This is a genomic window from Paenibacillus polysaccharolyticus (assembly GCF_023714295.1).
Taxonomy (GTDB): Bacteria; Bacillota; Bacilli; order Paenibacillales; family Paenibacillaceae; genus Paenibacillus; species Paenibacillus polysaccharolyticus_A.
The window spans coordinates 1,041,126-1,065,859 of sequence record NZ_JAMAUN010000001.1 but is presented as its reverse complement, the minus strand read 5'-3'; the positions used below and the strand labels follow the sequence as shown (position 1 = coordinate 1,065,859).

Sequence of the window (24,734 nt, the reverse complement as noted above, 5' to 3'; positions counted from 1 at the left end):
TTGTAGAAGCCGTTCGCATTCAAACGGCCATCCGATTGGGATAGAAAAAAGTCATTTAGCGACAGTGAGGTCGAAAAATGACTTTTCGGTGTTAACCGCAGCTGCTTTTAATATTGCCGTGATGGCAGTGCTTCTTTGGCTTGCTCCGATGTAAAGGTCGTTTCTTCCGTGACAATGCGCGGCTCAATCTCCTTGCCATCCACCACAGCCTGAACCGCCTCCATCAACTGAGGTCCGAGCAGCGGATTACATTCCACGATGAAGTTGATTTTGCCATCTGCTGCTGCCTGCATACCATCTTTCACCGCATCAACCGAGATAATGGTGATATCTACACCAGGTTTTAACCCCGCAGCTTCAATGGCCTGAATGGCCCCAAGTGCCATGTCGTCATTATGTGCATAGAGAACGTCGATTTTTTTATGAGCTTTGAGGAAAGCCTGCATAACCTCTTTCCCTTTGGCACGTGTAAAGTCGCCGGATTGGGACGCGATCACTTTCAGCTTGGCATTGGAACCAATGATCTCCATAAAACCTTCCTGGCGATCATTCGCTGGAGCAGAACCTGTTGTACCTTGCAGTTCAACAATATTGATCTCCTCTTGTGCATCTTTATACTTATCGCTCAGCCACTGGCCTGCTTTACGTCCTTCTTCTACAAAGTCGGAACCGATAAACGTCTTGTACAGTGATTTATCCGGTGAATCTACGGCGCGGTCCGTCAGAATGACCGGGATGCCTGCATCCTTTGCTTCTTTTAAGACCGTATCCCAACCAGACTCCACCACCGGAGAAAAAGCAATCACAGTCACCTTCTGCTGAATAAAGGAGCGCAAGGCTTTGATCTGATTTTCCTGTTTCTGCTGCGCGTCCGAGAATTTCAGATCATACCCGGCTTCTTTGGCTGAGTCCTGAATGGACTTGGTGTTGGCTGAACGCCAGCCGCTCTCCGCTCCTACTTGAGAAAAACCAAGTGTAATCGTCTTGGAAGTCGCAGGTGCACTTCCGCTATCTCCTCCAGAACTCGCTTGATTTGTACCAGATGCCCCATTACCGCTGTTACACGCTGTACTTACAAGCATAACCATCGCCAGTGTGATGGCGAGTCCCCACTTTTTTTTGCTTCGCATCATGTGATCCTCCCTTTTTCAGTTCACCTTGTGTGGTGTGATCACATTATAAAACGCTTACATCATTTACTAACATGGAATGTGATGCGAATTTTATGTAATAATTTAGTAATTGTGGAGGACATGTCATATAAACGTGTAATTTTTTTAGTGAATGGTGTACTATTTTGCGATACGCTTTCATTGTTCAAATTCATGTTATAATAATGCTACCTTTAGATCCTGATTCCTTCAGATGGAGTGGAATACGTTGAAACTTGTTAGGTGGATAGCTTCAAGCCTCAGACTTAAATTACTCAGCATGTTTATCATCCTCAGTTCTGTACCGCTGATTATCGTTGGATTAATTTCGTACCACAAGTCATATACCGTTGTATCGAATCACAACAAAGCCTCCACCCAACTGGCTGCGGACCAGCTTGCCAGAAATATTGACATCATGTTTGAAGATACGGAGCGGCTACTAGAACTGGGCAAGAATCCACAAGTTCTACAGTATTTGTACGCACAATCCGAGTCGTATGGCGAAGCCAAGGCTATTTTACAGACCTACAATCTTTACCGTGAAACCTACAAATACGATAAGGTACTCAACATCTCATTTGTTAACTTCTATGGCAAAGGCATCAGCGAACGAAAAGGAGTATTCAAGCTGGAGCGTAACCCGCTTCGCAATCCCTATTTTCAGTATCTGGTACAGTACCCAAACGCTATTTTGCGAATTCCTCATGCTGCACCTTATGCTGAATATAACCGTTTGGATGGATTCGCGTACCCAAAAGAGAATGCGCTTTCAATTATGACAACCGTCAAGGAACGCATTACACATGAAGTCATCGGCTTTATTGTGATTGATATGAATGATTCATTCATTGATGATTTTTTGACAACGACGAAAATTAAAGATTCCGGCTTCTTCTATATTAACGATCAATATGGGAAAACACTTTTCACACCGCCTGCGGGCGAGGCGTCTCTCGCCATCATCAACCAGATCAATTCCGTGCCTCTACACGCAGAGCAAGACAGCTTCAACTTGTCCGCAGGCTCGAAACCGCAGTTTGTCGTATATAGTACATCCAGGCAGACGGGATGGAAAATCATCGGAGCTGCGCCTTTTCAGGAAATTATTACGGAGGCCAATGGCATTCGCCAGCTAATTATCATCAGTGTTTTATTAAGCGCATTTTTTGCGATTTCTTTATATTTTTTCCTGAATAACAGACTCATTCATCCCATACAAATTCTCATGAACAAGATGCGTAAAGCGGCTAGCGGATATCTGGAGGTCAAAGTCACCCCTACCGGTTCGGACGAAATCGCGGATTTAGGGCAAAGCTTCAACATCATGCTGGAGAAAATTAAAACGCTGATTGACCAAAGCATCAAAGAAAATGAACAAGTCAAAATAGCCGAATTACGAACGTTGCAAGCGCAGATTAATCCGCATTTTCTATACAATACGCTGGAGTCCATTATCTGGATGGCTGAAGCCGAAAAAAAGGAAAGTGTGATCAAGCTGGTTCAGGCGCTCTCCAGGTTCTTTCGGTTGGGTCTGAACAAAGGCTTTGATTGGGTATCGATCCAGACGGAGCTTGAACATGCGCGCAATTATCTGGTCATTCAGCAGATGAGGTATCACGATATTTTGACATACGAAATCAAGGTCGAACATGAGCTTCAAGAGTATCCCATTCTGAAAATGACACTACAACCTCTGATCGAAAATGCCATCTACCATGGCATTAAAAATAAACGAGGTCAAGGACTCATCTCGATTCAGGGATACTCGGACGATACAAGCATTGTGCTCACGGTGCGTGACAACGGCATTGGTATGAACACCGAACAACTGACACAGTTGAGAGAAAAATTAGATCAACCTGCTGGTTCCCGTTCTCCTCAAGAAAATGAGCAAGACGGCGGGTTTGGTCTGCTGAATGTGCATGATCGCATTCGTCTCTATTTCGGCCCATCCTATGGTGTTGAGATGGAGAGCACGTATATGGAAGGAAGTACATTTCAGATTCGCATCCCCAAAAGCAAGGAGGTTCAGCATTGAAAAAGGTAATGATTGTCGATGATGAGATCGGGATTCGGGAGAACATACGCAACAGCGTACAATGGGAAAAGGAAGGTTTTCACTACTGCGGAGATGCACCGGATGGGGAGCTAGCTTTACCCTTAATCGAAGAATGGGCACCTGATATTCTCATTACCGACATTAAAATGCCGTTTATGAACGGTTTAGAGCTGGCCTCTATCATCCGTGCGCAAAAACCTCATATCAAAATCATTATTATGAGCGGACATGATGAGTTCAGTTATGCTCAGGAGGCAATCCGGCTTGGCGTTACCGAATATTGTCTTAAACCCGTCAGCGCAACAGAACTTCTTCAGATATTGCATGAAGTCAGCCAGAAGATGGATGAAGAAGAACAACGACTGACCAGTCTTACGATGACCAAAGAAAAATTGCTCGCCGATCTGTGCGGGGGACTCATCGGTACATCGGATGCCATCGATTCTGCCAAAAAGCTCTCACTATCTCTTTCTGCCAAATTCTACACCATAGTCATTTTGGATATCAGACCCCATGATGATTCTCAAAATTCGGAGTTATTATTAAATAAAACACTTCGGATTCTGGAGGAATTCTGTAGCGTTGATGTGGAATTTCTCTCTTACATTCGTAGCCGGACGGAACGGGTGCTGTTGCTTAAATCCAGCTCCGAAAACCGTATTATGGCTTATCTGGAACAGCTTCGAGGACAGATACGTCTGGATCTGGAGCAACAATTCAACTGCAGTGTCGTTATTGGCATTGGAAGTCATCAGGAACGCCTGCAAGGCATTCATGTTTCCTATCTGGAAGCAGATGAAGACAAATATATCACGCGTTTGACGCAGCAAAACAAAGCCTCGTTACGAGAGATTCACCTGGATGAGAAAATGAATATTTTGTTAGATCGCAGTCGATTTCTTGAATTTCTCAAGATTGGTGACCCCCATCTACGTGACAGCTTTGTACAAGAATTTGCAGCTCCATTACAGTCGATGGACTGGAATTCTTCGTCGTATGGCGTTTATTTGTTAAACGATCTTACTCTTGAATCCTTCCGTATCGCGAATCAAATCTTTCGTATGGGCGCTGACCCGGACGAAAACATTCGGAGCTTGCAACAGATGATTCGGGGAATTACAAGCTGGGAGGCCTGTACCCGATACTTGTGTGATCTGCTCGATCAATTATGGCAGCGAAGAGCAGCATCTTCTGGCAAATACAGTGATGTCATTGATCAGGTCAAAGCGTATGTGTCTGGGCAATACAATAACGAGCAGGTTTCCTTGAAGAGTATCTCAGCACATGTGCGTATTAGCCCAAGTCATCTCAGTAAAATTTTCAGCCAGGAAACCGGTCAGACCATAACGGAATACTTAACCCAAGTGAGAATCGGCAAAGCCAAAGAACTGCTGAAAACAACGAGCAACAAGACATTTGAGATTGCATTCAAGGTTGGATATAATGATCCACACTATTTTTCAAATATATTCAAAAAGACAACCGGATTTACGCCCAAGGAATATCGCACACGGGGGGCCGTGGTACCCGATGAATCATCTGTGGACATGAGAAAAGAGCCGATGTATGAGTAAGCTCCAAAGTGCTGGCTGGTTCTTGTTGTTAATCTTGCTTGCATCATCGATAACCTCTTGCACGAGAGCCCCTTCGAGTTCAACGATCCATTCGGATTCAGGTGATTCACATCCCAAAAATAGGGAAGTAATCCAATATGTTGCTACAGCTGAGGAAGCATCCGCGTCCAAAAACAAAACTTTCGGAATCATCTATCCGATGACCTATCCGACATATGAGATGATCACAATGGATGCTACACAATCTGCTGAAAAACATCACGTGACGCTTACCGTCAACGCGCCAGACGAAGCAAGTACCGAACAGCAAATACGCATTCTGGAAAATATGATCAAACAACATGTTGACGGAATTGCCATCGCTCCTATTGATATTGCCGCGCTTACACCGGTCATTCATAAAGCTACGGCAGCAGGTATTCCGGTGATTACATTTGAATCGGATGCACCTTCCAGCGATCGAATGGCGTATGTTGGAGCGGATAATTATCTAACGGGCCGACAGTTTGCTCAGACCACAGCCAGGCTCCTGAATAATGAAGGCATGATTCTAGTCGAAAGTGGTATGGAAGAGATGGTTGGTCTACAGCAACGTCTGGACGGATTCATTGATTATATTCGTAATGACACTGACATCGAAATTTTGGAAGTCAGATACAATCAAGGCAATGAAGATCGAGCGGTCAACGATATTGAATCCATGATTGATGCACACCCCCATTTTAATGCAGTGGTGGGGCTGGATTTTGTATCCGTTTCCGCCTCTACCCTTGTTTGGAAAGCCAAAGGCTTGAACCGGCATCTAATCGCTTTCGGTGGCAATTCAATTAGCGAAAAAGGACTGTCAAATGGGCAGATATCAACCGTGATTTCGCAAAGTGAGCAGGTATGGGGAACAAAAATTATTGAGACGTTGCTGCGTGCAAGCGAGGGACTTCCTGTTGAGAATTTTATTAATACCGGGATAAAGGAAATCAACCAAACTATACTTCCATCTGAATAGTAACGAATTGAAATCACCCTATAGAAATACCCTTTCAGAGGGCTTCGCTATAGGGTGAAATTTTATCGAATCATGTAGAGAGTATTATCTTTTTTAAGACACTTCTGCAACGACTGAAGACCGCAAGCCCTCAATGAGGATAAATAACGTCAACGCTTGTCCATAGCCCATTGGACTAATCGGTATTTCTTTATAAAACTGGGCATCATGCCCTACAGGTGTTCCATAAGATACTTGCTGTACGACTCCGGTTTCATCAATATGCTGCAACACGGCTTCAAGCGCCCTCATCCCCGTATCAAGATAGGATTCATCCAGGTAGCCGTACCGGATTCCCTTGAGAATTCCGTATCCAAACGCCGCCGTTGCAGACGTTTCTTTATAGGAGTCTGGATCATCCAGTACCGTATGCCACATGCCATCCTCATGCTGTAGCTTGCTAAGTGCTCTGACTTGCGCAGTCGCTGTATCTAGCAGATAAGACTTCAGCCCATCTTCAATGGGGATGATATTTAGAAAATCCATCACTCCGGCCGTGTACCACGCATTGCCTCTCCCCCAATGAACAGCACCATAGTTATGGTTTTCATTGAAATCCCAGCCGTGATAGAACAATCCGGTTTGTTTATTGTATAGATATTTAATATGCACAAGGAACTGTCGCTTGGCTTCTTCCACATAGGCTGGTTTCTCAAAGTGCACTCCTGCTTTAGCTAAAAACAACACCGTCATAAAAAGGGTATCGATCAGAATCTGTCCGTCATTTGCATCTCCCGTGATCATATGCTGAAACGCACCATCTCCGGTCCGTAGCAGTTCATCCATAATCCAGCTGCTCCATTCTTCACAGACACGTTCGTATTCTTTGTTTCCGGTCAGCTGGCTTAGTGTCATTAAAGTAAGCAACGGTGCACAGGTATTCACATTTTTCTCGGGTAGTCCCTCCATCAGCCTGGCATCATACCAGGATTCAAGAAAACGAAGCACTTCAGCATCGTTGGTTGCTTCATAGAGCTGAAGGAGACCGTAAAGTCCGACCCCTTGAGGCCATTCCCATAGATGAATGTCGATCAGTCCAATGGGAAACTGTTCGTTGATGCTTGTATTTTTCATCGATTTCATCGCACCTGATACCTTGCTTATTTTCTCCATAAGCATATCTTGATTCAGCATGATTGTTTCACTCCCCAGATTTTATTGCACACGATTCAACGTTTGATGTTATCTAGATGCAACTGTCCCATAACACCATGACCTGCATGTACGATTTCCTTTCCTTGGACAAATAAAGGTTTGTTCATTCCCCACTGAACGGAACCGTATATCGGATCGGTCAGGCTAAGCGTCAGAGAAGTACTGTCGAATTGCGGGCTGGAAGAACGAACTTGGTCTATAAAATGGCTAAATGATCCGAATTGCGATTCATTGCCTGCTCTGATAATCCAGGCATTACGCAATCCGGGGGAAACAAGCTCACGCTCTCTGGTCACTCCGTTCTTCTCCATGCTCGTTCCATTCGCTGCATATAGAGCCACATACCCTTTATTCAGACAGCCAAAATACCAATTCTCATGTTTCTCCCATGTTGTGAAAAATGACGTAGGAAAATAAGCATGTGTCCAATCGGAAGTATGCGTTGCCGGAATATCAAACATCATCAAAGCGATTGCTTCATGCTGAACAACGTCAGGCAAAATACCATTTCCAGCCCAGAAACATGGTCTACCATCCCCATGTTTGTATATCTCTGCGGGATGATTCACCCATACCTGCGCCTCTGGCGACAGGGACAGATGGTTAACATGCTCCTGATAACCTGATTTTCCAGGTCTAAAGTTTATAATGGAAGACAAAGCGTACTCCGCTGTTCGATAGTGATAGAGTTTGGCATACCCTCCCTTGCCCTGCTGATTAGTAAACGTTAACTGTTCATTTTCCTCAAGCAAGAGATGTTCCTGATAAGTCGCAGGAGGGATATAATCGGATAAACTCAGAGCCACGTTACTAATCGAATAATTGTTCACATGACCGACACCATAACCGATCCAGCACATAGACGTTGTCCCCGCGGCATAACTCCCCAGCAATTCCTTCTCGTAGCTACGCCCAAACGTGGTGGACATTACCCCTTGATGCATCTGTATCGTAATATAATAAAATAACAAATCCATTGCTTTTTTCGCTTGCTCTCTAAGTTGTTCATTCTGAGCAAACTCGTAAATATGCAAGAGTCCAACGGCATCAATGGGAATGTACGCACTAGAATTCCATTCAGCCAATCCTTCTTCCATAAAGCGTTCAAACCATAAAGCAAGCCGCTGCTCTGCCTTCTGACGATGTACTTCACCGGTTTCACCACTATTCGTGAACATTTCTTCCCCAAACAATTGCCCCGCTAACAGTTCATTCGTATGGAACAACAAAGCATGATTCTCACTGAAAAACCACATCACATCATCGCCAGGTTCATCGATCCAATACCGATAATTCAGGATACTTGCTTTTACCCGCTCCCAGAATGCTTCACTGAACAACCCGCTATCTCGTTCATCTCTCCATAGCCGGAACAGCCCTACGAGATAAAAATCACTACAATCCTTCCGCTCTTCAATGCCCTCCACACCTTCTAACAGCATGGTCTCCGCGGCTTGCACATTGCCATTTGTTTTTAGCATAGCGATCGCTGTGTGAATGTTAGAGCTACCCTTCTCGGCAATACACTTCAGAGCCAGCAATTTGCGGGCTTCAATATCCTTGGCTTGTTGAGCAGCCTCATCATATCGGGTATCGTAGGATTGGCAGCCAAACTTTTTGGTGAGGACTACGTTTGAAACCGAAAGGGTCAGCGTGAAATAGACGTAATGATGTCCAATTTCATTGGTATGTCCCAGAACCAGCTCCGCTTCCTTCTCGGCGATCTGTATCGTCTTATTTTCGGTGCCATCAAAGAAATTGCCATACTCAACACGCATCTCTCTGACGATATCTGGCAAGGAAAGCGGAAGCTTCAGTTTAATCTGTTCGCCTTTAAAAATATCCGAAGGAAAGTAAGCTTGTTCCAGAGCACGCTCGGCGGATCGCACAGGCTCTACCAAATGGGAAGCAATAGGCAACGAAACTTGCAATTCTTCTTTTCCAAGGTATTCTAAGGCAAAAGCATACATCGTATCTCGTTCAGCCAGATCCTCCCAGCAGGCATAAATCTCATTGATTCCGGCTACAAGATCGGCTTGAATCACGATTTCCTGTTCCTTGTTACGAACAAGTGGCGCAAAATCCGTGACCTGTTCTCCATTGATCCACAGTGTCAGGCTTCCATACGTTTTGATTCGGAATGACGCCTTATGAGCGGTTGGAGAGACCAGACGTGTCGCGGCATAGCTACGTAGATGAGTGGGTACAAACCAGAAACCTGATTTCTCTACTCGCGGATTACCCCAGGGAGAATAAATCTCCCATGGCTTTTCACCCTGTTCTCCACGAAATCGATCTCCCGGACTCGGGAACTCACTCCATTGATCGAAAAATCGGGATACAGGCTGTGATCTTCTATGTTCAACGAACTCCTGCCTGCACGGGTTTTCGTGAATAGCAAATCCATCGATAAGCCAATCATTAATATCTCCCTCCATCGTTGTTGGAACAAACGCAACAGGCTCCGTATATATACCACTGATCAACCAATGATTGATCACTTGATCTCCGCCTAGTTTCATCGGCTTGTAATTCAACGTATCCGTCCTGCCCTGGGTGGATTCTATCATTTAACTCATCCTTTCATCCCTGAAGTAATCATACCGCTGACAAAATAACGCTGGAAAACCATAAATACAATTAAGACCGGAAGCATCGTAATAACGGACATCGCAAGCAGGCTTCCCCAATCGACATTGTATTCCCCAATAAAATTAGAGAGCGCCAGCTGAATGGTGTATTTGGATGGATCACTGATTGCAATCAAAGGCCATACAAAATCATCCCATCTCCACATAAACGAAAAGATCGCAAGTACAGCCAAAATGGGTTTGGCTATCGGAAGAATAATGCTCCAGTAAATTTTCCATTCGCCAGCTCCATCCATACGAGCCGCTTCTAACAACTCATCCGGTACGGTCAGCAAATATTGCCGCATAAGGAACACACCTGTCGGCGTTGCTGCAGGCGGGATGATGATGGCAAGCAGGCTGTTATATAAACCAAGTGCACTTAGCACTTTGAAGATTGGGATCATAATGACCTCAATCGGGATCATAAGTGTTGAGATAAAAGCAATAAGTATAATGGAGCTTCCACGGAAACGATATTTTGCGAGTGCAAACCCTGCCATGGAATTGATCAATAACAGCAATAACGTTGAAGATATCGTGACGATCGTACTATTCATAAAATACAAGCCAAAATCACCTTTTTTGAATGCCGCCTTAAAATGTTCGAAGGTCACTGGATCTGGCCACAATTTAGGAGGAAAGCTGTATAGATCGCTATTGGTTTTCAGAGCAGAGATCACAACCCATAGCACAGGCAGGAGCCATAACACTGCGGCCACACTCAATATACTGTAGATTGCAATTTTGGCCATAGGTTTCATCACCATCAGACAGCTCCTCCTTTCGATAAGCGGAATTGAAGTGCCGAGAATCCGCCGATGAGAATAAACAGAATGACAGACATGGCACTAGCAAGACCTAATTCCTGCCTGTTAAATCCAATCTCATAAATGTATTGAACAATAAAGGTCGTTTCTTTACCTGGCCCACCGCCTGTAAGCGCAAACATAAGTGGGAAGGCTTTAAACGCGTCAATCAGACAAAGCATAACCACGAGTAAACTTGTCGGCTTCAATAGTGGTAAGGTAATATAACGAAAAACTTTGGTGCCCGTTGCTCCATCCAAGCGAGCGGCCTCATAATAATCTGTGGGTATAGCTTGTAATCCCGCAATAAAAATGACCATGAAAAATCCTGCTCGTGACCATACCGTCGCTACAATAACGGCCGTATTGGCCCAGAAAGATGAAGTTAGAAAGCCTACGGGTTCTGCACCTACCATCGTTAACAGATGATTCAGAATGCCGAAAGAATCTCCGAAAATCCACTTCCAGGTTAAACCTACAATGATAAAAGAAATCATGGTCGGCCAGTAAAAGATAGCTCTGAAGAAACCGCGCATCCGTATCTCACGCGCTAGCAACAACGCAATGCCTAAAGCCGTTGCATAAATTAATGGAACAACAATGACAGCATAAACGCCTGTTCGTCCTATGGTTGACCAAAACTCCTGATCCGTCAGAATCTTCAAATAATTGTCCAGCCCATTAAACTTCATCGGATTCAACCCATCATAGACATGGAATGAATAGTACAGCCCCAATAAAGAGGGAAAGACAATAAATGTACTAAAGATCAGGAGATTCGGAAGTATGAACAGATACGGAGCAATAACGAGTTTCCTGTTCTGTTTGGTCAATGTTTTATGATTTGTTCGCTGTGCTTCACTCATCTGCGTGCCCCTTCCTTATAAATTAAACGAAAGGGAGGCCTAACTGGAATCGCTAAGCCCCCGGTTGTGATGAACATTTGGCTTTACGTTTAACTTTGTGTTTGGTTTAGACCTTATTGACTGGCAATGGCTTCATTGATCTGCTTAGCCATCTGATCCAATGCATCCTGCGGGGTTGCTTTATCGGATAACACGTCCATAATATGATTTTTCAAATCCGTAGAAATCTTGGATATAAGCGTTTGTCTGGACCAATCATTCGCTGCAAGAGGCGAACTGTTTTTCAGTTCATCCGAGAATATTTCAAACATCTCCTTGCCAAATTCATAATTCAGTGTGGAACTGTCCTTCCTCGGACTCATGAACAAGGACTCCTGATTATATTTGGAATTCACTTCCTTGGACGTCAAATATTCAATAAACTTTGCAGTTTCCTCTTCCTGTCCGCTGCCCTTAAAGGCCATAAGGAACTTCCCTCCGGGTACGGAAGAACGCTGCGTTCCTTTTGGCATGTAGGTGACACCCCATTCGAAGTCGGTAATATCCTTATAATTGCTAATCATCCAGTTGCCAGCCCAGTGCGCCGCTACCGTTCCGGAACGGAACAAGTTGTTCGGATTTTCTCCACCCAGCCACACCGATTCAGGCATGATACCCTCTTGATGAAGCTGTTTGAACATCTCCATGGAGCGAATTCCAGCTTCACTGTTAATCGCCGCAGCACTGCCATCCTCTGTCAAGATGCTTCCGCCATTCTGGTACAACAGCGTAGACCACCGGTGGGGAGTGACATCCCAAACCATGCCATACCGTGCTCCGCCTTTGTCCATCACCTGCTTTAATGCAGCGATATATTCATCCCAAGTCCATACTTCATCTGGAGAAGTTGGCACCTTGACACCGGCTTTATCAAACAAGGTTTTGTTATAAATCAATCCATTTGCTGTAACATCCATCGGTGCGGCTACCAGTTTGTTATCCATAACATAGTAAGGTTTAAGCGAGTCGATAAATTGATCTTGGAATTGTTCCGCATTCTGTACATAAGGGGTAAGATCAACAGCCTGATTGGCAAAAGACCCCGTATCCGTCACCCTACTCAAGGCTGGTGGTTTGCCTCCAGATAACATCGTTTTCAACTTGGTTTGGATATCCTTGAAGCCAACTTCAATCAGATTGATTTTTACGTTGCTATTACTTTGCTCGTATTCTTTAATAATCTCCTTGATGACTTCTCCTTCTTTCCCATCTGAGAACCATAAGAAATCAAGAGATTTTTGTTTCCCATTAGCGTTGTTACCCGCACTTCCACAAGCACTCAGCAGGATGAGCACAGCTGTCAGTAACACGCTGATGCTCATCTTAAACCATGTTTTTCTTGTCATTTTAACCTCTCCTTAAGAAGAATTAATGATTTTGGGATACATGAAGCAATTCGTTTTTACGGAACAACTGTGGAGAAACACCCACGTATTGTTTGAATGCTCTGCTGAAATACACAGGTGTATTGAAGCCTAATGTCTCGGATATAGACAAAATCGGTGCATCGGTAGATAGCAACAGCTTTTTGGCCTCTGCCACCCTTTTTCGTATGACATAATTGCTGATCGTATATCCCGTTGTTTCTTTAAAAGAATGACAAATATAATATTTATTCAAATGTAGCGTTTTGGACAGTTCATCGAGCGAAACATTCTCCGCATAATTTTGGTTCAAATAATGAAGAACGCGGCTCACACTGGACTGCTTCTGTGAGGAAATCAGAATCGGATCGACAGATTGCTCCGTAGTCATTTTTCGATAAATCCGCAGTAGCAACTGAGTAAGAATCAATTTAACCATCGTTTTGCATCCCGCACTTCGGGCATCCATCTCCTCTTTAATCCCTTTAAATGTACTTGAGATGTATTCACGCTCCTCCGGGGACCAATGTACCAATAAACCGTCGGGGTGACGGAAAATAGACATCAGATTTTCTAATTGACTAAGTTCGAGCATATCTAATAGCAATATTTCCGTAAAATTAACAAAACTTCGCTTGTACACAATCTCTCTCGAAGGATTAATTCGATGAGGAACTCCACCTCTGAAAATAAACATATCCCCGGGCTTCGGCTTATAGATTCGATCACCGATTAAGAAGGTTGCATCCCCTTGGATGAAATAATGAATCTCATACCCGTTATGTGTATGAATGGGCCATTCATCCTGAAAATTGTCAGCTTCCGAGCGCACATAAACTTCATTTTCCTGCAATGCCATATTCGTCGGGGTGTGTATAGTTAACATCAATAAAGATCTCCCTTCTCTGAATACAAATAGCAATATAGTTTAATCATTTGTAATGATAGCGCTTTACAATGAATTGTATCACAGATATTTCGAACTAATATGAACTATATTGCTGTATTGTTGATCACAATTGTTGCAAATGATTCCAAAGGATCTCAACCATCTAAATGCTGGAAATAAAAAACACGCCATAGCTCTTAGTCTACGACGTGGTTGATCAACCATTATTGAATATTACCTCCCGGTTTGTTTCCTGATGTTATCCTTCTTTATTAATTTATCAATAATCAGACCCAATGCTGTCCAAAAGAGTAGATGTAATCCACAAATGAGAGGTTTAAACAAGTACGTTGTCTCCGGGTTCATATTGATGTCTGTTAGCCAGCGGTTTAATAGTGGATTGAATGGATTCGTTAAATATATCAAAATGTTTTTATCGTCATTGCCCGTTAGGTTATTGAAACATACCAGTAATGAGAAAAGGACTAACCAAAAGGTCAGCCTTTTGAATATGTTCATCTTCGTCTGTCCCTCCTCTCTAAACAAGTTGAGGCTCATGGGTTCAATCCATCATAAAGACGTTATTCAAACCCTTTATATGCCGAATTTCAGAGCTCGAACAACCTCACCATCGATAAGTTGCTCACTGATCCGCTGAAAACCAAGAGATTCGTATAAGGCGCCGGCAACGTGATTATCAGGCCTATGTCCAATTAGAATGCGTTTGCAGTTTAGTGTCTTTTGCATCCTTTGAATCAAAGCACGAAGCGCTTCTTTTCCATATCCTCTACCCTGATATTTACTATCAATCATCAAAGCAGGCAGCCAATAATCACCCTCGTCATGCTCTTGATCGGAGTATACTGCAAAACCTACCAAATCTAAGTCCTTGTAGATGGCCATGGGTTGAAAGTCAGTGACAAACCTGGACTCAGCCAACCAATATACCACGGGTGCAGGGAACGCCTTTTTCTGTTCTTCACTTACCTGTAATTGAGTACAAGCAAACCAATCATCCATCGAAACCGTTCTAACCTGAATAGTCATTTAAAAATCCTCCTAATGGTTTTCTTCGTTTTCTAATGCACATATTCAACTGTTTACTCATACTGCATCACTCCTTTCACGTAGATTTAGGTACAGACTGCTGGCGTTCGCTGTATCTCTCTAAGTCCCTCATAACCCTTACAATGGCTTCGTGCCGCAAGCGGTAATAAAATTCATCATGGCATAGGCTTCTGGCGAATGATTTATAGCTTCGAAAGCTCGCTGTAACTGGGCAAACTCCTCCCGGCTAATGATCCCCTTTTCAACAAAATGTACAAAACGCTGGAGATTGAATTGTTGCTTGAAACCCTCTATACCGATGATGTCGCTGTGTTGCACAACCGCATCAATGTCAACATCAATGTATCCACTCTCAGAGAGGAGCCGCGGCAAACTTCTGCCAATTAACCGATTACCGCCATGTTGGGCTACATAGCCCGCGATTTTCATTAATACGGTATATAGCACCGGTATATCTGGACTCACTGCCCCAAAAACACCATCGTCAACATCAATAATGGCCAGCCGGCCACCAGGCTTGAGCACACGATAAATTTCTTGCGCAGCTTCGATCGGATTGTTCAGGTGAAGAAAAATCAGCCTAGCCACCACAAAATCAAAGGAGTTATCCGGCAGATCCATCTGATAAATGGAAGATTCCACAAATTGCAGTCGCTCCGAAGAAACGTCCTTCAGCCGTTCTTTGGCTTGCGCTTGTAACGTACGATCTATCTCAAGCGAGGTAATCTCGCTGCCCGGTAGACTGTTCAATAATTGTTCTGTGATGTAGCCGGGTCCGCTTCCGACCTCTAATACACGCATTCCATTTTTCAGCCCATACCACGCCAGATTACGAAATTCTTTGAACCAACCCATGCCGGCTTGCATCTTTAACCTCTCTAATTCATCTTCGAAACTTAATACTGCGGTTTGGATATTGTAAGTTGAACGCGGGTCAGTCATATTCCTTTTCCTCCTCTTGATTAAAATGATAGAACCTGTATTTTTACACTTTTTTTCTACCTAAAAAAAGAGCAACCATGTGATATTTGTCTATCGTTCCACCTGCAAGATCTATTGAACGTTTGATTCTCTCCAAAAGCGTACTCCGAACATCCTCAGAAAGCTGCTGATGCTTGGAATTTGTATTTAAAAGTGCGACATATTCATCGCTCGAACAGGACTGTATCCAGTTATATTCCTTGACCTTAATGTCTGTGAACAAGCCCGAACGCTCCGTTATTTCTTTGCGCTCCTGAATGACTTCATCAGGCGAAGAATATTGAGAATCATCCAAATGAGGGGCTAGCGCAATGTAATGCGCACGTATTTCTCGATGCAGCTGGTCGTAGCCAGGAACATGAATGGTCCAAAAAAAACCTATGCATCCCTCATCCTCAAGCACTTCCCAGGCCCTGCGGTAGCCGATCTCTGGATCAATAAAATGAAAGGCTGTCCCTGACACCATCAACTTGAAAAGCTTTCCTTCTTCATTCCATTCCTCAAACGAAGTGTTGATCACTTGAATGGATGGATACGATCTGAATTTATCTGCGGTAAACTGTGCCAAATTGCTACCTAATTCAATACACGTAATGTTGGTGTAGTCCTTACTCACCAAACCACCAGTGGCCTGCCCTGTTCCGCAACCAACTTCAAGAATGGAATCTTGCTTATCAAGCTTCGCATATGTAAAAATATCATCAAACATTTCGCTCGGATAGACAGGTCTGTAACGCTCATATTCACTCGCTACGAGATTAAATGTTTCTTTGTTTTCCATGGTATCCGCCTCCATTTTGCTAACATTATTTCACTCTTTTTGATTGACTAAAACTTACCATATTTTATTATTGTTGAACATATCCGAACAAACCTCTCAATAATGGAATGATCCTGTTTCTAGTTCACCAGTTACTAAAATGGATCGAGGTGTTCCGATGAAAATATCCCCATCCTTTTTCGGGAAGCTGACAGATGAGCAATGGGGAAAAGGATCTGGACCATCATCCCAAGCAATTTGGCGTTTAGCTGTTTGCGTTCTTCAATCTCCTCCTTCAGAAGCCTGCTTGACATTGATAACGGTTATCAATAATGTAAAAGTACTCATCATTGCTCTCCGAGCATGTTAAACATATTTGAAACGGGGCAGGTCTTGTGAACATAGACGTTAATCAGTTAGCAGAGCATTTTGCTTATACTCCTTTTCAAGTTAAAGGAATCTATCGATATACCCAATTTCGCGGGGTGCCACACGCTGACTACACCGATTCTTATCCAGGATTTGTGTTTCCTCTCACAGGAAAGATACAATTTCAATTCAATGAAATGCCTTATATTCTTTCGCCAGGAAAGGTAGTACACGGTGGTGCCAGAATGAAACTGGCCAAGAAAACATTCCACAACTCCAATTGGGAATACATTCTTGTTTTATACGAGACATATGGTTCGCAACTTGAAAAATCAAGCTTTTCCAATCAGCATTTTGAATTACCAACGGGACAATCTCCCCGCCTTAAAGAACTCATTCTGCAACTCTGGCAAGTATATAATCAGTGCGGAGGTCTTTCGCGGTTTCAAACTGAAATGTTATTTCGCAATGTACTTAATGAAGCCCTCCTGTCTGCTGCACAGGGACAAAATCAACATGACTCTTCTGACTTGTTTGAGCAGATTTCCCACTATATCCATCAAAACTATCACTTAGATCATAGCGTTGCATCACTTGCAGAACAATTTGGTGTTAATCGCAATCGAATCTCTTATGTCTTTAGAAGACATTCGGATATGGGGCCAGGTGAATATTTATCCCAATACCGTATTGAAAGAGCCAAAAAGTTACTGCTTAAAAGCCAAGCCACGATACAACATATTGCCCAAGCAGTAGGTATCCATGATGCCTATTATTTTAGCAGAGTATTTAAAAAACAGGTGGGCTGTTCTCCTGCTGCATATCGTCATCAATTCATCAATAATCCATTCTGATTTCAACAGGTATCTATTTTAGATGGCTAATGAAATTTATATACTTATAGACAAGGTTAAAAAACATCTTTAATCAGGCAACAAACCCCTAGCTAATAAAAGGAGGAATTATGAACCAATATCAAATTATAAAACCAATGCAGGAGCTTACTAAATTTACGGAGTTTTGGTCTCCGAAATACATTGGTGGGATGAATGAGTATCAATTCAAACTTGTTAAAATGATTGGGGAATACGAATGGCACGCTCATGAAGAAACAGATAAAGTTTTTTTTGTGCTCGAAGGCGTAATGATCATTGATCTGCGTGATCGACAAGTGAGAATTGCTAAAGGCGAAATGTTTATCGTTCCTAAAGGACTCGAAATCAAGCCCTCTGCCGAGAGTGAATGCCATATTATGCTGATGGAGCCTAAAGAACTTTAATTATTAATTAAAAGCCCATGACAAACTTTCAGCTTAATCACACACTTCTGCATGGTTCAAGCTTCATGATGTCATGGGCAATATGAAGTGAAGCTCTTACTCTTTACTTTCCACTTTCTGTACACAGCCAGTGACGGTCACGACCGATTTCCCTGGAATGTTCACGATAAAAGATTGTTCTTCTTCCGCTGCGGTAACTCTCTCCTGACAAACCAGATCCAGTTCCGCGTTGGTTACGTAAGACTGCATTGTCGTAATTCGTTCATTTAATCCTAGCTCATGAAGGTCTAGTTGCACGCATTTGTCATGTTCACCATGATTTACAAAAACGGTCGTCACGGTTTGCTCTCCCTCATGAACATATGCAGAACCTAACAAACCGCTGTCAGCTTCCTCACCGAGTCCGGTCAAATCGATTCGCTTCGCACCAGGCCGAATAAATCGACTATAGTTACCGAGTACCCACAGCATCTTCGAGGTCAGAATATTTTGCTCATCGCCAGGTTCATTAAAATCCGTATAGATTAATCCATCTTTGTAATCTACTTTGGAAACCGCTGTCCACCATTGCCATGCTGCCGCGTTCGCTTCCACCAGATCAAAGTGAATCGTTCTTGCCACATGAAGCGCAGGCTCGATCCCCAAATCACGTCCAGGGCCATAATCCCCCAGAATGCAATATTCCGTCACCCAGTACTTGCTCTCTTCATCGTAATGCTTCATGTTCGTGTGCAGCAATTGCCTCAATCTGACTAACCGATCATCCCCCGGATTACTGTAGTCAGACCAGTATGAATGAGAAGCCATTTTATTTCCTATCGCTTCTTTCACCTCAGGATCACCGATCATATCCTTTATGTATTCCCGATACTTCCCTGTACCCAGCTTGTTAGCGCCGCTGGAATACGTTCTACTTCCCGCAAACTGACGATAGTATTCGTCGTCCAAGAGCGCCGTAATTTCCACACCGTCCGGTGCACTGATCCGTGTCTGCAAATCGGTCTGCTGTAACTGGCGATATAATTCCAGAATCACTTGCTTCAGATCATCATTATTATAACGATTTCCCTCCTGCCAAGACTGATTCCAGTCCCAAGTCGGCTCGTTGATCGGGCTAATATAGTCAAAAGCAAGTCCTTTTCCCTTGAAATACGATAAAACATCAATTAGATACGACGCGAACTTTCCATTATACTCCGGTTTCAGATTCGTCGAACCCACTTCAAGATCAGGCTGGGCATGCCCATTTTTGGTCATCCATACCGGTGGGCTATTTACAAATGCGATAAGTGTCCCAACTCCCCGATCACGCGCGGCTTGAAGGAACCACTGTTGGCCCGACTGTTTACTCCAGTCATACTCGTGCTCCTCTGATATTCTGAAAGCTTCGGCTCTTCTCCAAGGGTCGGGAATTCGATCCTGATCGGTTTCTGTTGAACCTGCGCCTATGTTAAAACGCCATGCGGACAACCCGATGCCTCGCTCCCTGGAAAATAACAGATCGGCGATTTGCGCCTTGTTTTCCTCGCTCCAATGCTTCCCTAGCGGTTCCATCGACCACGCATCCGACGCGCCAAAATTGTCTATGCTCTGATAACATGTATTTCCATCAATCGTGACTTGTGCATCCAGCCTATCCTTTGATTTCGGGTTATCTCTTTGCATTCCTCATCCTCCTCTTCCTGATCTATCTTTGCAGGTCTTTGCACCATACACTGTTAAATAGCTATGGGTTAGAGACTGCCATCGATGTGGGCAGTCTCTTAACGTTTTACAAATTCAGTATCCTTCTCCAGTCATGAAGGACTTATTCTCCTTCTGTTCTCCACTCTGAATCCTTTTATCCCACAAGACCGGAACGTTCCACACTCTCCACGAAATGACGCTGAACGAACAGATAAATGATAATCAGCGGCAGAATCGCCATCAGCACACTCGTATTCATCATCATGGACATGAAAAACGGGTCTTGTGTATAAGATGCCGCAGCCTGGCCTCCGCCCGTTAGATACGTCGCAATGGTAAAGCCCGAGGATGACATCATCGATGACATCACTTTAGGTTCATTCAAATACATATTGGTGAAGAAGGAGTCATTCCATTGCCATACGAACGAGAACAACATGACCGTAACCATTGAAGGGATCGCGTTAGGCAAAATAATACGTCCAAACGTTTTGAAATATCCTGCACCATCCACGTAGGCAGCCTCTTCAATCTCACGCGGAATACCTCTAAAGAACTGGCGGAAAATGTAGACGTACAGACCTGTTTTCACACCCATACCGAGTGCTGCGGAGATTAGAAACGGCCAGTATGTGTTGATCAGATTAGCAGGACTGCCACGAAACAGCTCGATTAAACCCATCACATCAAAATTCTTAAAATTCAGATAGAGCGGAATCATGATCGTCTGTGTAGGCACCAGAATGGTAAAGATGACGGCAGCAAACAACAAACCACTGCCTCTGAACTTGATTCTTGCAAACCCATAGCCGGCTAGCACACAGGTTATCGTTTGCAGAAGCATCACCGCAGAGGATAACCATAAGGTGTTCATTAACACACTAGGATAGTTCATCGCCGTGAAGACCAGCTTAAAATTTTCGAGCGTAAACGTACGCGGAATCCAGATCACCGTTGGGTCATACAGATCGGACATGCTTTTAAAGGATATCGATATTTTCAATAAAATCGGATATAGAATCACAAATGAAATGCCAAAGATCAAGACAAATCGAACCAGAATCCACGCCCACTTCTTGATCGCTTCAAACCAGTAGGCCGTGGAACCCAGGCGATGCAGCCATTCCTTTTTCGCTGGCGGTTGCCCTGCTGCGGTTTCTGTCTTCATGTCAGGCCTCCTTTTCCTTGTTCTACATAAGCTAAACCAAAGATGTTTACACATTCACTCTGATGACAGAATAACCTTTCAATCGCTGTTATCCCCAGATTTCTTTGATTACCTTTAATAAAAGGTGAAAATCCGGTGATAAAGGCGAAGCCTATGCTTCCGATGTAGCTTTCTTTCAGAAAGCTTTCAGCTCCGCTTTTCCAGGTTTTTTCTGTCCTCTCCGTTTTTGTGTAAAAAAATTAGTTTAACTTATATAGCTAGTTTTGATAAAAGACCTTGCGGGACACTAGCGCGGTCGTTACCCACAGGATCAGTGCAATCACAGCAAAATACATCCAGGACATCGCCGCACTGAGCCCAAAGTTAAAGCTTTTGAAGGCCGTATCTACCACAAGCCGACTCGTCTGATCACTGATGAAGCTATCCACGATGGTATACACCAGATTGGTCAGAATCAGCGGGCTCAGCATCGGGAACGTAATTTTCCAAAAGGCTTCATAGCCCGTAGACCCTTCGATTTTCGCTGCTTCATACAGCGATGGAGAAATCGACTGCAGACCGGCAAGGAAAATCAGAATCTGAACGCCTGATTGACTGACAATTTCGTAAATCCGGCTAACCGCACCTGTCAGATATTCGACCAGAATCGGACTCATACCTGATTCAAGCAACATAATGGTCAGATCCAGATTTTTCATCACGGACAGTCCACCGCCCGTCATATCGTTGGCACTACGTACAACGGATTGCATCAAATCCCCGTTTTCGATACTCGCAATAATACCCGAAGCCAGAATAACCGGAAGGAAAAAAATCGCCCTCGCCAGCACCCTTCCATGAAACTTCTGATTCAAAATCACCGCAAAAAATAGGCTGAAAATAATAATTAAAGGTGTATTCACGACAATATTGATTACAGATTCCGTCAACATCCTCACATAGGATTCATGAGAGAATAACGCCTCACGGAAATTCGCCAAACCAATAAACTCCAGCGTAAACCCTTCATTAGACACCTGCAGATTGCTCAGACTGTATCGGAACGAAGAGATCAGCGGCACCATGAAAAGTAACAGGAAACCGATGAACCAAGGCAGGATGAAATACAAACCGTAATATCTGTTTTTTTGCTCTAGGGATAATTTCTTAAGTTTCATTCCGGCATGTCACCTCCTACCCAGTAGCTCTTCGCTGCCACACGTATGCCATTCCACTCCACAGCAGCATCGTTGTAATTCACAATGACCGTTTTGCCTTTTTCGTAAGTCGTTTGATAAACACCACTACTTAGCTTCTCATGTTTAACAATCGTTTGGTTCTGTACATCTTGCAACACGTTCCGCAGTTCCTTGTATCGCTCTGCTGATTCTTGAATCCAGCGCCGATAATCGGCTGAATATAACGCGTCAAAACTTGTCAGTTTGATCGCAGATGGATCTGCGTAGAACCACGTGTAATACGGTGCTGATCCGGTTTCGATCGCCCGTAGCATCTGTACATGGGAATCCTGATCATCCGCCATATTCCATGCCTGCCCTGTATATTGCACGTAGCCGTGATAGACCAGTTGGAAAAAAGGAACCGCTTCATCGGTGATGTTAAACCCGCTGTTGCTCACAGGTGCGTCAACAATATGTCTGGCATAGGGAATCGCATAACTATTGCCGCCCTCCACAAGAAGCGATACGTCCGAGCTGCGCACCTTCTCAAGCTGCTTTATTACAACCTGTTTGGCCTGCTCGCGATTGATCACCTTAGCGCGGTTGAAGTCGGAATTCAGCTGGTCGCCTAAGTCTCGGAGCGACAGACCTGTAAGTCCATTCCCTTTAAAATCTTGCAAAAATCCATTCACAATGCCCGGCACCGCTTCCGGACTCAGGACATACCCCGGAGGGACTTCATCGTCCTGTGCAAAAGTGGAGATACGGTACGGGAACAACTGCGCAAGTTTCCCCGTAATTTGGCGTGAAGCATACGATTTCTTGAATCCTTTCGCTTCCGGGAATGCCTCCAGGAAGGATACGTCCGGATATAATCCAAAACCATTCTCTTGTGCGTAGGCCTGCAGGCTTTGCAAACCTTTAGCGCCACCCAGCTTTTTATCAACATCGATGGACTTCGGCATATTATGATGAATGCCTCCGCCAAACCACCCCGAGTACCGAAGCTGGATATCTTGCACGCCTAGGCTTTGCATTTCTTTTAAAATATCCTGTGCCTCTTCAAACGTCGTCAGAGGTTCATAGGCATTGTACGGGATACCCAGGAAGAATTTTTTCTTCGGAATGCCACCAATCAGTTCGACATAGAAAGGCATTTCCGCATCGTCGCCTAAACGGGTGAGTTTCTTCTGCTCCGTCAGATACTCCCGGTAAGTCGAGGCCATGCCTGAATAACTCGCATCCTCGGCTCCGAGGAACTCATACACGACAGCCATCTCGTTATGAAAAGGCTGTGCCTGAAACCGTTTGACTGTGCTGGAACGCCAGCCGTTCGTCAGGGTAACCTCTTCCATGCTGCTCAGGGCAAAGCTTGAATGTACGGTGTTGTACTGATTCAATCTGCCGCTGACATCCGCCTCAACAGACGCAACCGCATCACCTTTATCGATGACCGCAAGGTAACCTTTGTCTCCATAACTCATACCGAACACAGGCATTCTTGCCTTCTGTTCTTTCTGAATCTGGGTGAGCTGGTTCACGGCATGATCGCTACCATACAGCACTGTACTGTATGGGGATACAGACGTTTTTTTGTTATTAAAATAAATCAGTGATCCTGATCCATCCGGCACCAAGCTATATCCTTCATCCTTCGGCCCGCTGGCTCCGAAAAACGGCAGCAGGGACAACGATTGAATTTTCATCGTATCTGGATACTGGATTCCGTTCTCCGGGATGGATACACGCAGTCGTCCTTGCTCCAGCCGATAGTGAACAGGTACAACGACACTTGTGCTCACGTTTTCCTCTTCGCCGTAGGCCGCTTTATCTATTGCGATCTGTGCCTCATCATAACCGATAGACTCGAAAATTCGGGTGACTTTGGACAAACCTACGCCTTTCAGAGAAGAGTCCCGTCTCTCAAAACGTTTGTTCTTCTCATCGTACTTAAAGCGCTTCTCGATTTCTTTCTGGTCTTTTTCTTCCAGTTTCGCGAGAATCAACGTGTTAAAGCGTTCCTCGCTAATATATTTAGGGATAGCTTCAATATCACTTTTGACTTCACCCAGTGTGTATACGATGTTGAGGCCGTCCTCTACTTTTTCAACTTCAAACTGACCACTCTCTACACTGTGCGTAAAATTATCGTATTTGAGCGCATTGCCCGTATTATCGTAATACGTCAATTCAAACTGCACATTCAGCTGGGATTTGTTATATCCGGTCGCAATGGCATCTGCTTCACGATCCTGTGGATTGGAAAACCACATGGCACCATTCTTCTTGTCCTTGACCGCAATCTCTGTCGTTTCCGGCTTTAGATACAGGATCAGGCCGTCCTTTTCCGCAACAGCTTCCATCCCCTCAGCAACAGCTACCGCTTCCTTATTCTGTTGATTTGTAGATGCTGCCTTCGCGCCTGAGCTGGTCGCAGCAGACTGCTCTTCTCCCTCACGTGAAGCATCCGCCTTCACCTGCTCCGAAGGACTTTGTTGTGTTTCAGACGACTCAGCAGACGTATTCTTACTCGTCTCTTGTGAATCGCCAGATGTGGTTGCCACCCGTTCCGATACGGATTCCGCATAATTGACATTTTGAGACATGAACAAGCTTGCGATGAGGATAGCCGCTGCCAATGCGGTACGCTTTTTTCTCATATCAGGCACCTCCTTTCTTCTC

At 44.2% G+C, this 24,734-nt stretch carries 19 protein-coding genes; 5 read left to right on the top strand and 14 right to left on the bottom strand.

Annotated elements, in window-relative coordinates; all coding sequences use genetic code 11:
• Nucleotides 1-107: 107 nt before the first annotated feature.
• Entirely contained in the window at nt 108-1,133 is a 1,026-nt protein-coding gene (locus tag M3629_RS05175; RefSeq protein WP_251503159.1) for an ABC transporter substrate-binding protein, read from the bottom strand.
• 247 nt (nt 1,134-1,380) lie between these two features.
• Between M3629_RS05175 and M3629_RS05170 the strand changes: the two genes are divergently transcribed.
• From M3629_RS05170 to M3629_RS05160, 3 genes are read left to right on the top strand one after another with little or no spacing between them, the layout of a single operon-like run.
• Nucleotides 1,381-3,192: a cache domain-containing sensor histidine kinase gene (locus M3629_RS05170; protein WP_090920897.1), complete on the top strand. Its 1,812-nt coding sequence runs from the start codon at nt 1,381-1,383 to the stop codon at nt 3,190-3,192.
• Complete coding sequence (locus M3629_RS05165) at nt 3,189-4,787, top strand: response regulator transcription factor (RefSeq protein ID WP_251503158.1); 1,599 nt, start codon at nt 3,189-3,191, stop codon at nt 4,785-4,787. The genes M3629_RS05170 and M3629_RS05165 overlap by 4 nt, the downstream gene beginning before the upstream one ends.
• The gene (locus M3629_RS05160; protein ID WP_251503157.1) at nt 4,780-5,790 is read left to right on the top strand and encodes a sugar ABC transporter substrate-binding protein; all 1,011 of its coding nucleotides are present in this window, start codon (nt 4,780-4,782) and stop codon (nt 5,788-5,790) included. The genes M3629_RS05165 and M3629_RS05160 overlap by 8 nt, the downstream gene beginning before the upstream one ends.
• 93 nt (nt 5,791-5,883) lie before the next feature.
• Here M3629_RS05160 and M3629_RS05155 read toward each other — a convergent pair whose 3' ends face one another.
• The 9 genes from M3629_RS05155 to M3629_RS05115 all read right to left on the bottom strand — a co-directional run bounded on the left by M3629_RS05155 (nt 5,884) and on the right by M3629_RS05115 (nt 16,411).
• Nucleotides 5,884-6,963 (bottom strand): glycoside hydrolase family 88/105 protein, encoded by a 1,080-nt coding sequence (locus M3629_RS05155; protein ID WP_251503156.1) that lies wholly within the window; start codon nt 6,961-6,963, stop codon nt 5,884-5,886.
• Nucleotides 6,964-6,998: 35 nt separating this feature from the next.
• Complete coding sequence (locus tag M3629_RS05150) at nt 6,999-9,554, bottom strand: hypothetical protein (protein ID WP_251503155.1); 2,556 nt, start codon at nt 9,552-9,554, stop codon at nt 6,999-7,001.
• Nucleotides 9,555-9,559: 5 nt separating this feature from the next.
• Entirely contained in the window at nt 9,560-10,384 is an 825-nt protein-coding gene (locus M3629_RS05145) for a carbohydrate ABC transporter permease (protein ID WP_154886269.1), read from the bottom strand.
• Nucleotides 10,384-11,289 (bottom strand): carbohydrate ABC transporter permease, encoded by a 906-nt coding sequence (locus M3629_RS05140; protein ID WP_251503154.1) that lies wholly within the window; start codon nt 11,287-11,289, stop codon nt 10,384-10,386. Before M3629_RS05140 ends, M3629_RS05145 begins: the two co-directional genes overlap by 1 nt.
• Before the next feature lie 113 nt (nt 11,290-11,402).
• Complete coding sequence (locus tag M3629_RS05135; protein WP_251503153.1) at nt 11,403-12,674, bottom strand: ABC transporter substrate-binding protein; 1,272 nt, start codon at nt 12,672-12,674, stop codon at nt 11,403-11,405.
• A gap of 22 nt (nt 12,675-12,696) precedes the next feature.
• Complete coding sequence (locus tag M3629_RS05130; protein ID WP_154983809.1) at nt 12,697-13,578, bottom strand: AraC family transcriptional regulator; 882 nt, start codon at nt 13,576-13,578, stop codon at nt 12,697-12,699.
• Nucleotides 13,579-14,175: 597 nt separating this feature from the next.
• Entirely contained in the window at nt 14,176-14,628 is a 453-nt protein-coding gene (locus tag M3629_RS05125; protein WP_251503152.1) for a GNAT family N-acetyltransferase, read from the bottom strand.
• A gap of 138 nt (nt 14,629-14,766) precedes the next feature.
• Nucleotides 14,767-15,591, bottom strand: coding sequence for a methyltransferase domain-containing protein (locus tag M3629_RS05120; protein WP_251503151.1), 825 nt, complete (start codon nt 15,589-15,591; stop codon nt 14,767-14,769).
• Between the two features lie 43 nt (nt 15,592-15,634).
• Nucleotides 15,635-16,411 carry a class I SAM-dependent methyltransferase gene (locus M3629_RS05115; RefSeq protein ID WP_251503150.1) on the bottom strand — a complete coding sequence of 259 codons (777 nt, stop codon included), beginning with the start codon at nt 16,409-16,411 and terminating at the stop codon, nt 15,635-15,637.
• 374 nt (nt 16,412-16,785) lie between these two features.
• On the opposite strand from M3629_RS05115, the gene M3629_RS05110 reads away from it, so the two are divergent.
• On the top strand, nt 16,786-17,613 hold the full coding sequence (locus M3629_RS05110) for a helix-turn-helix domain-containing protein (protein WP_251503149.1): 828 nt from the start codon (nt 16,786-16,788) through the stop codon (nt 17,611-17,613).
• A gap of 110 nt (nt 17,614-17,723) precedes the next feature.
• Nucleotides 17,724-18,038, top strand: coding sequence for a cupin domain-containing protein (locus M3629_RS05105; RefSeq protein WP_251503148.1), 315 nt, complete (start codon nt 17,724-17,726; stop codon nt 18,036-18,038).
• 96 nt (nt 18,039-18,134) lie between these two features.
• On the opposite strand, the gene M3629_RS05100 is transcribed toward M3629_RS05105, so the two are convergent.
• The 4 genes from M3629_RS05100 to M3629_RS05085 all read right to left on the bottom strand — a co-directional run bounded on the left by M3629_RS05100 (nt 18,135) and on the right by M3629_RS05085 (nt 24,712).
• Complete coding sequence (locus tag M3629_RS05100; RefSeq protein ID WP_251503147.1) at nt 18,135-19,703, bottom strand: glycoside hydrolase; 1,569 nt, start codon at nt 19,701-19,703, stop codon at nt 18,135-18,137.
• Nucleotides 19,704-19,878: 175 nt separating this feature from the next.
• A complete protein-coding gene (locus tag M3629_RS05095; protein WP_251503146.1) occupies nt 19,879-20,892 on the bottom strand; it encodes a carbohydrate ABC transporter permease in 1,014 nt (337 codons plus the stop codon).
• A 257-nt stretch (nt 20,893-21,149) separates the two neighbouring features.
• Nucleotides 21,150-22,049 (bottom strand): carbohydrate ABC transporter permease, encoded by a 900-nt coding sequence (locus tag M3629_RS05090; RefSeq protein ID WP_090920925.1) that lies wholly within the window; start codon nt 22,047-22,049, stop codon nt 21,150-21,152.
• Complete coding sequence (locus M3629_RS05085; RefSeq protein ID WP_251503145.1) at nt 22,046-24,712, bottom strand: DUF5696 domain-containing protein; 2,667 nt, start codon at nt 24,710-24,712, stop codon at nt 22,046-22,048. The genes M3629_RS05090 and M3629_RS05085 overlap by 4 nt, the downstream gene beginning before the upstream one ends.
• Nucleotides 24,713-24,734 lie beyond the last annotated feature (22 nt).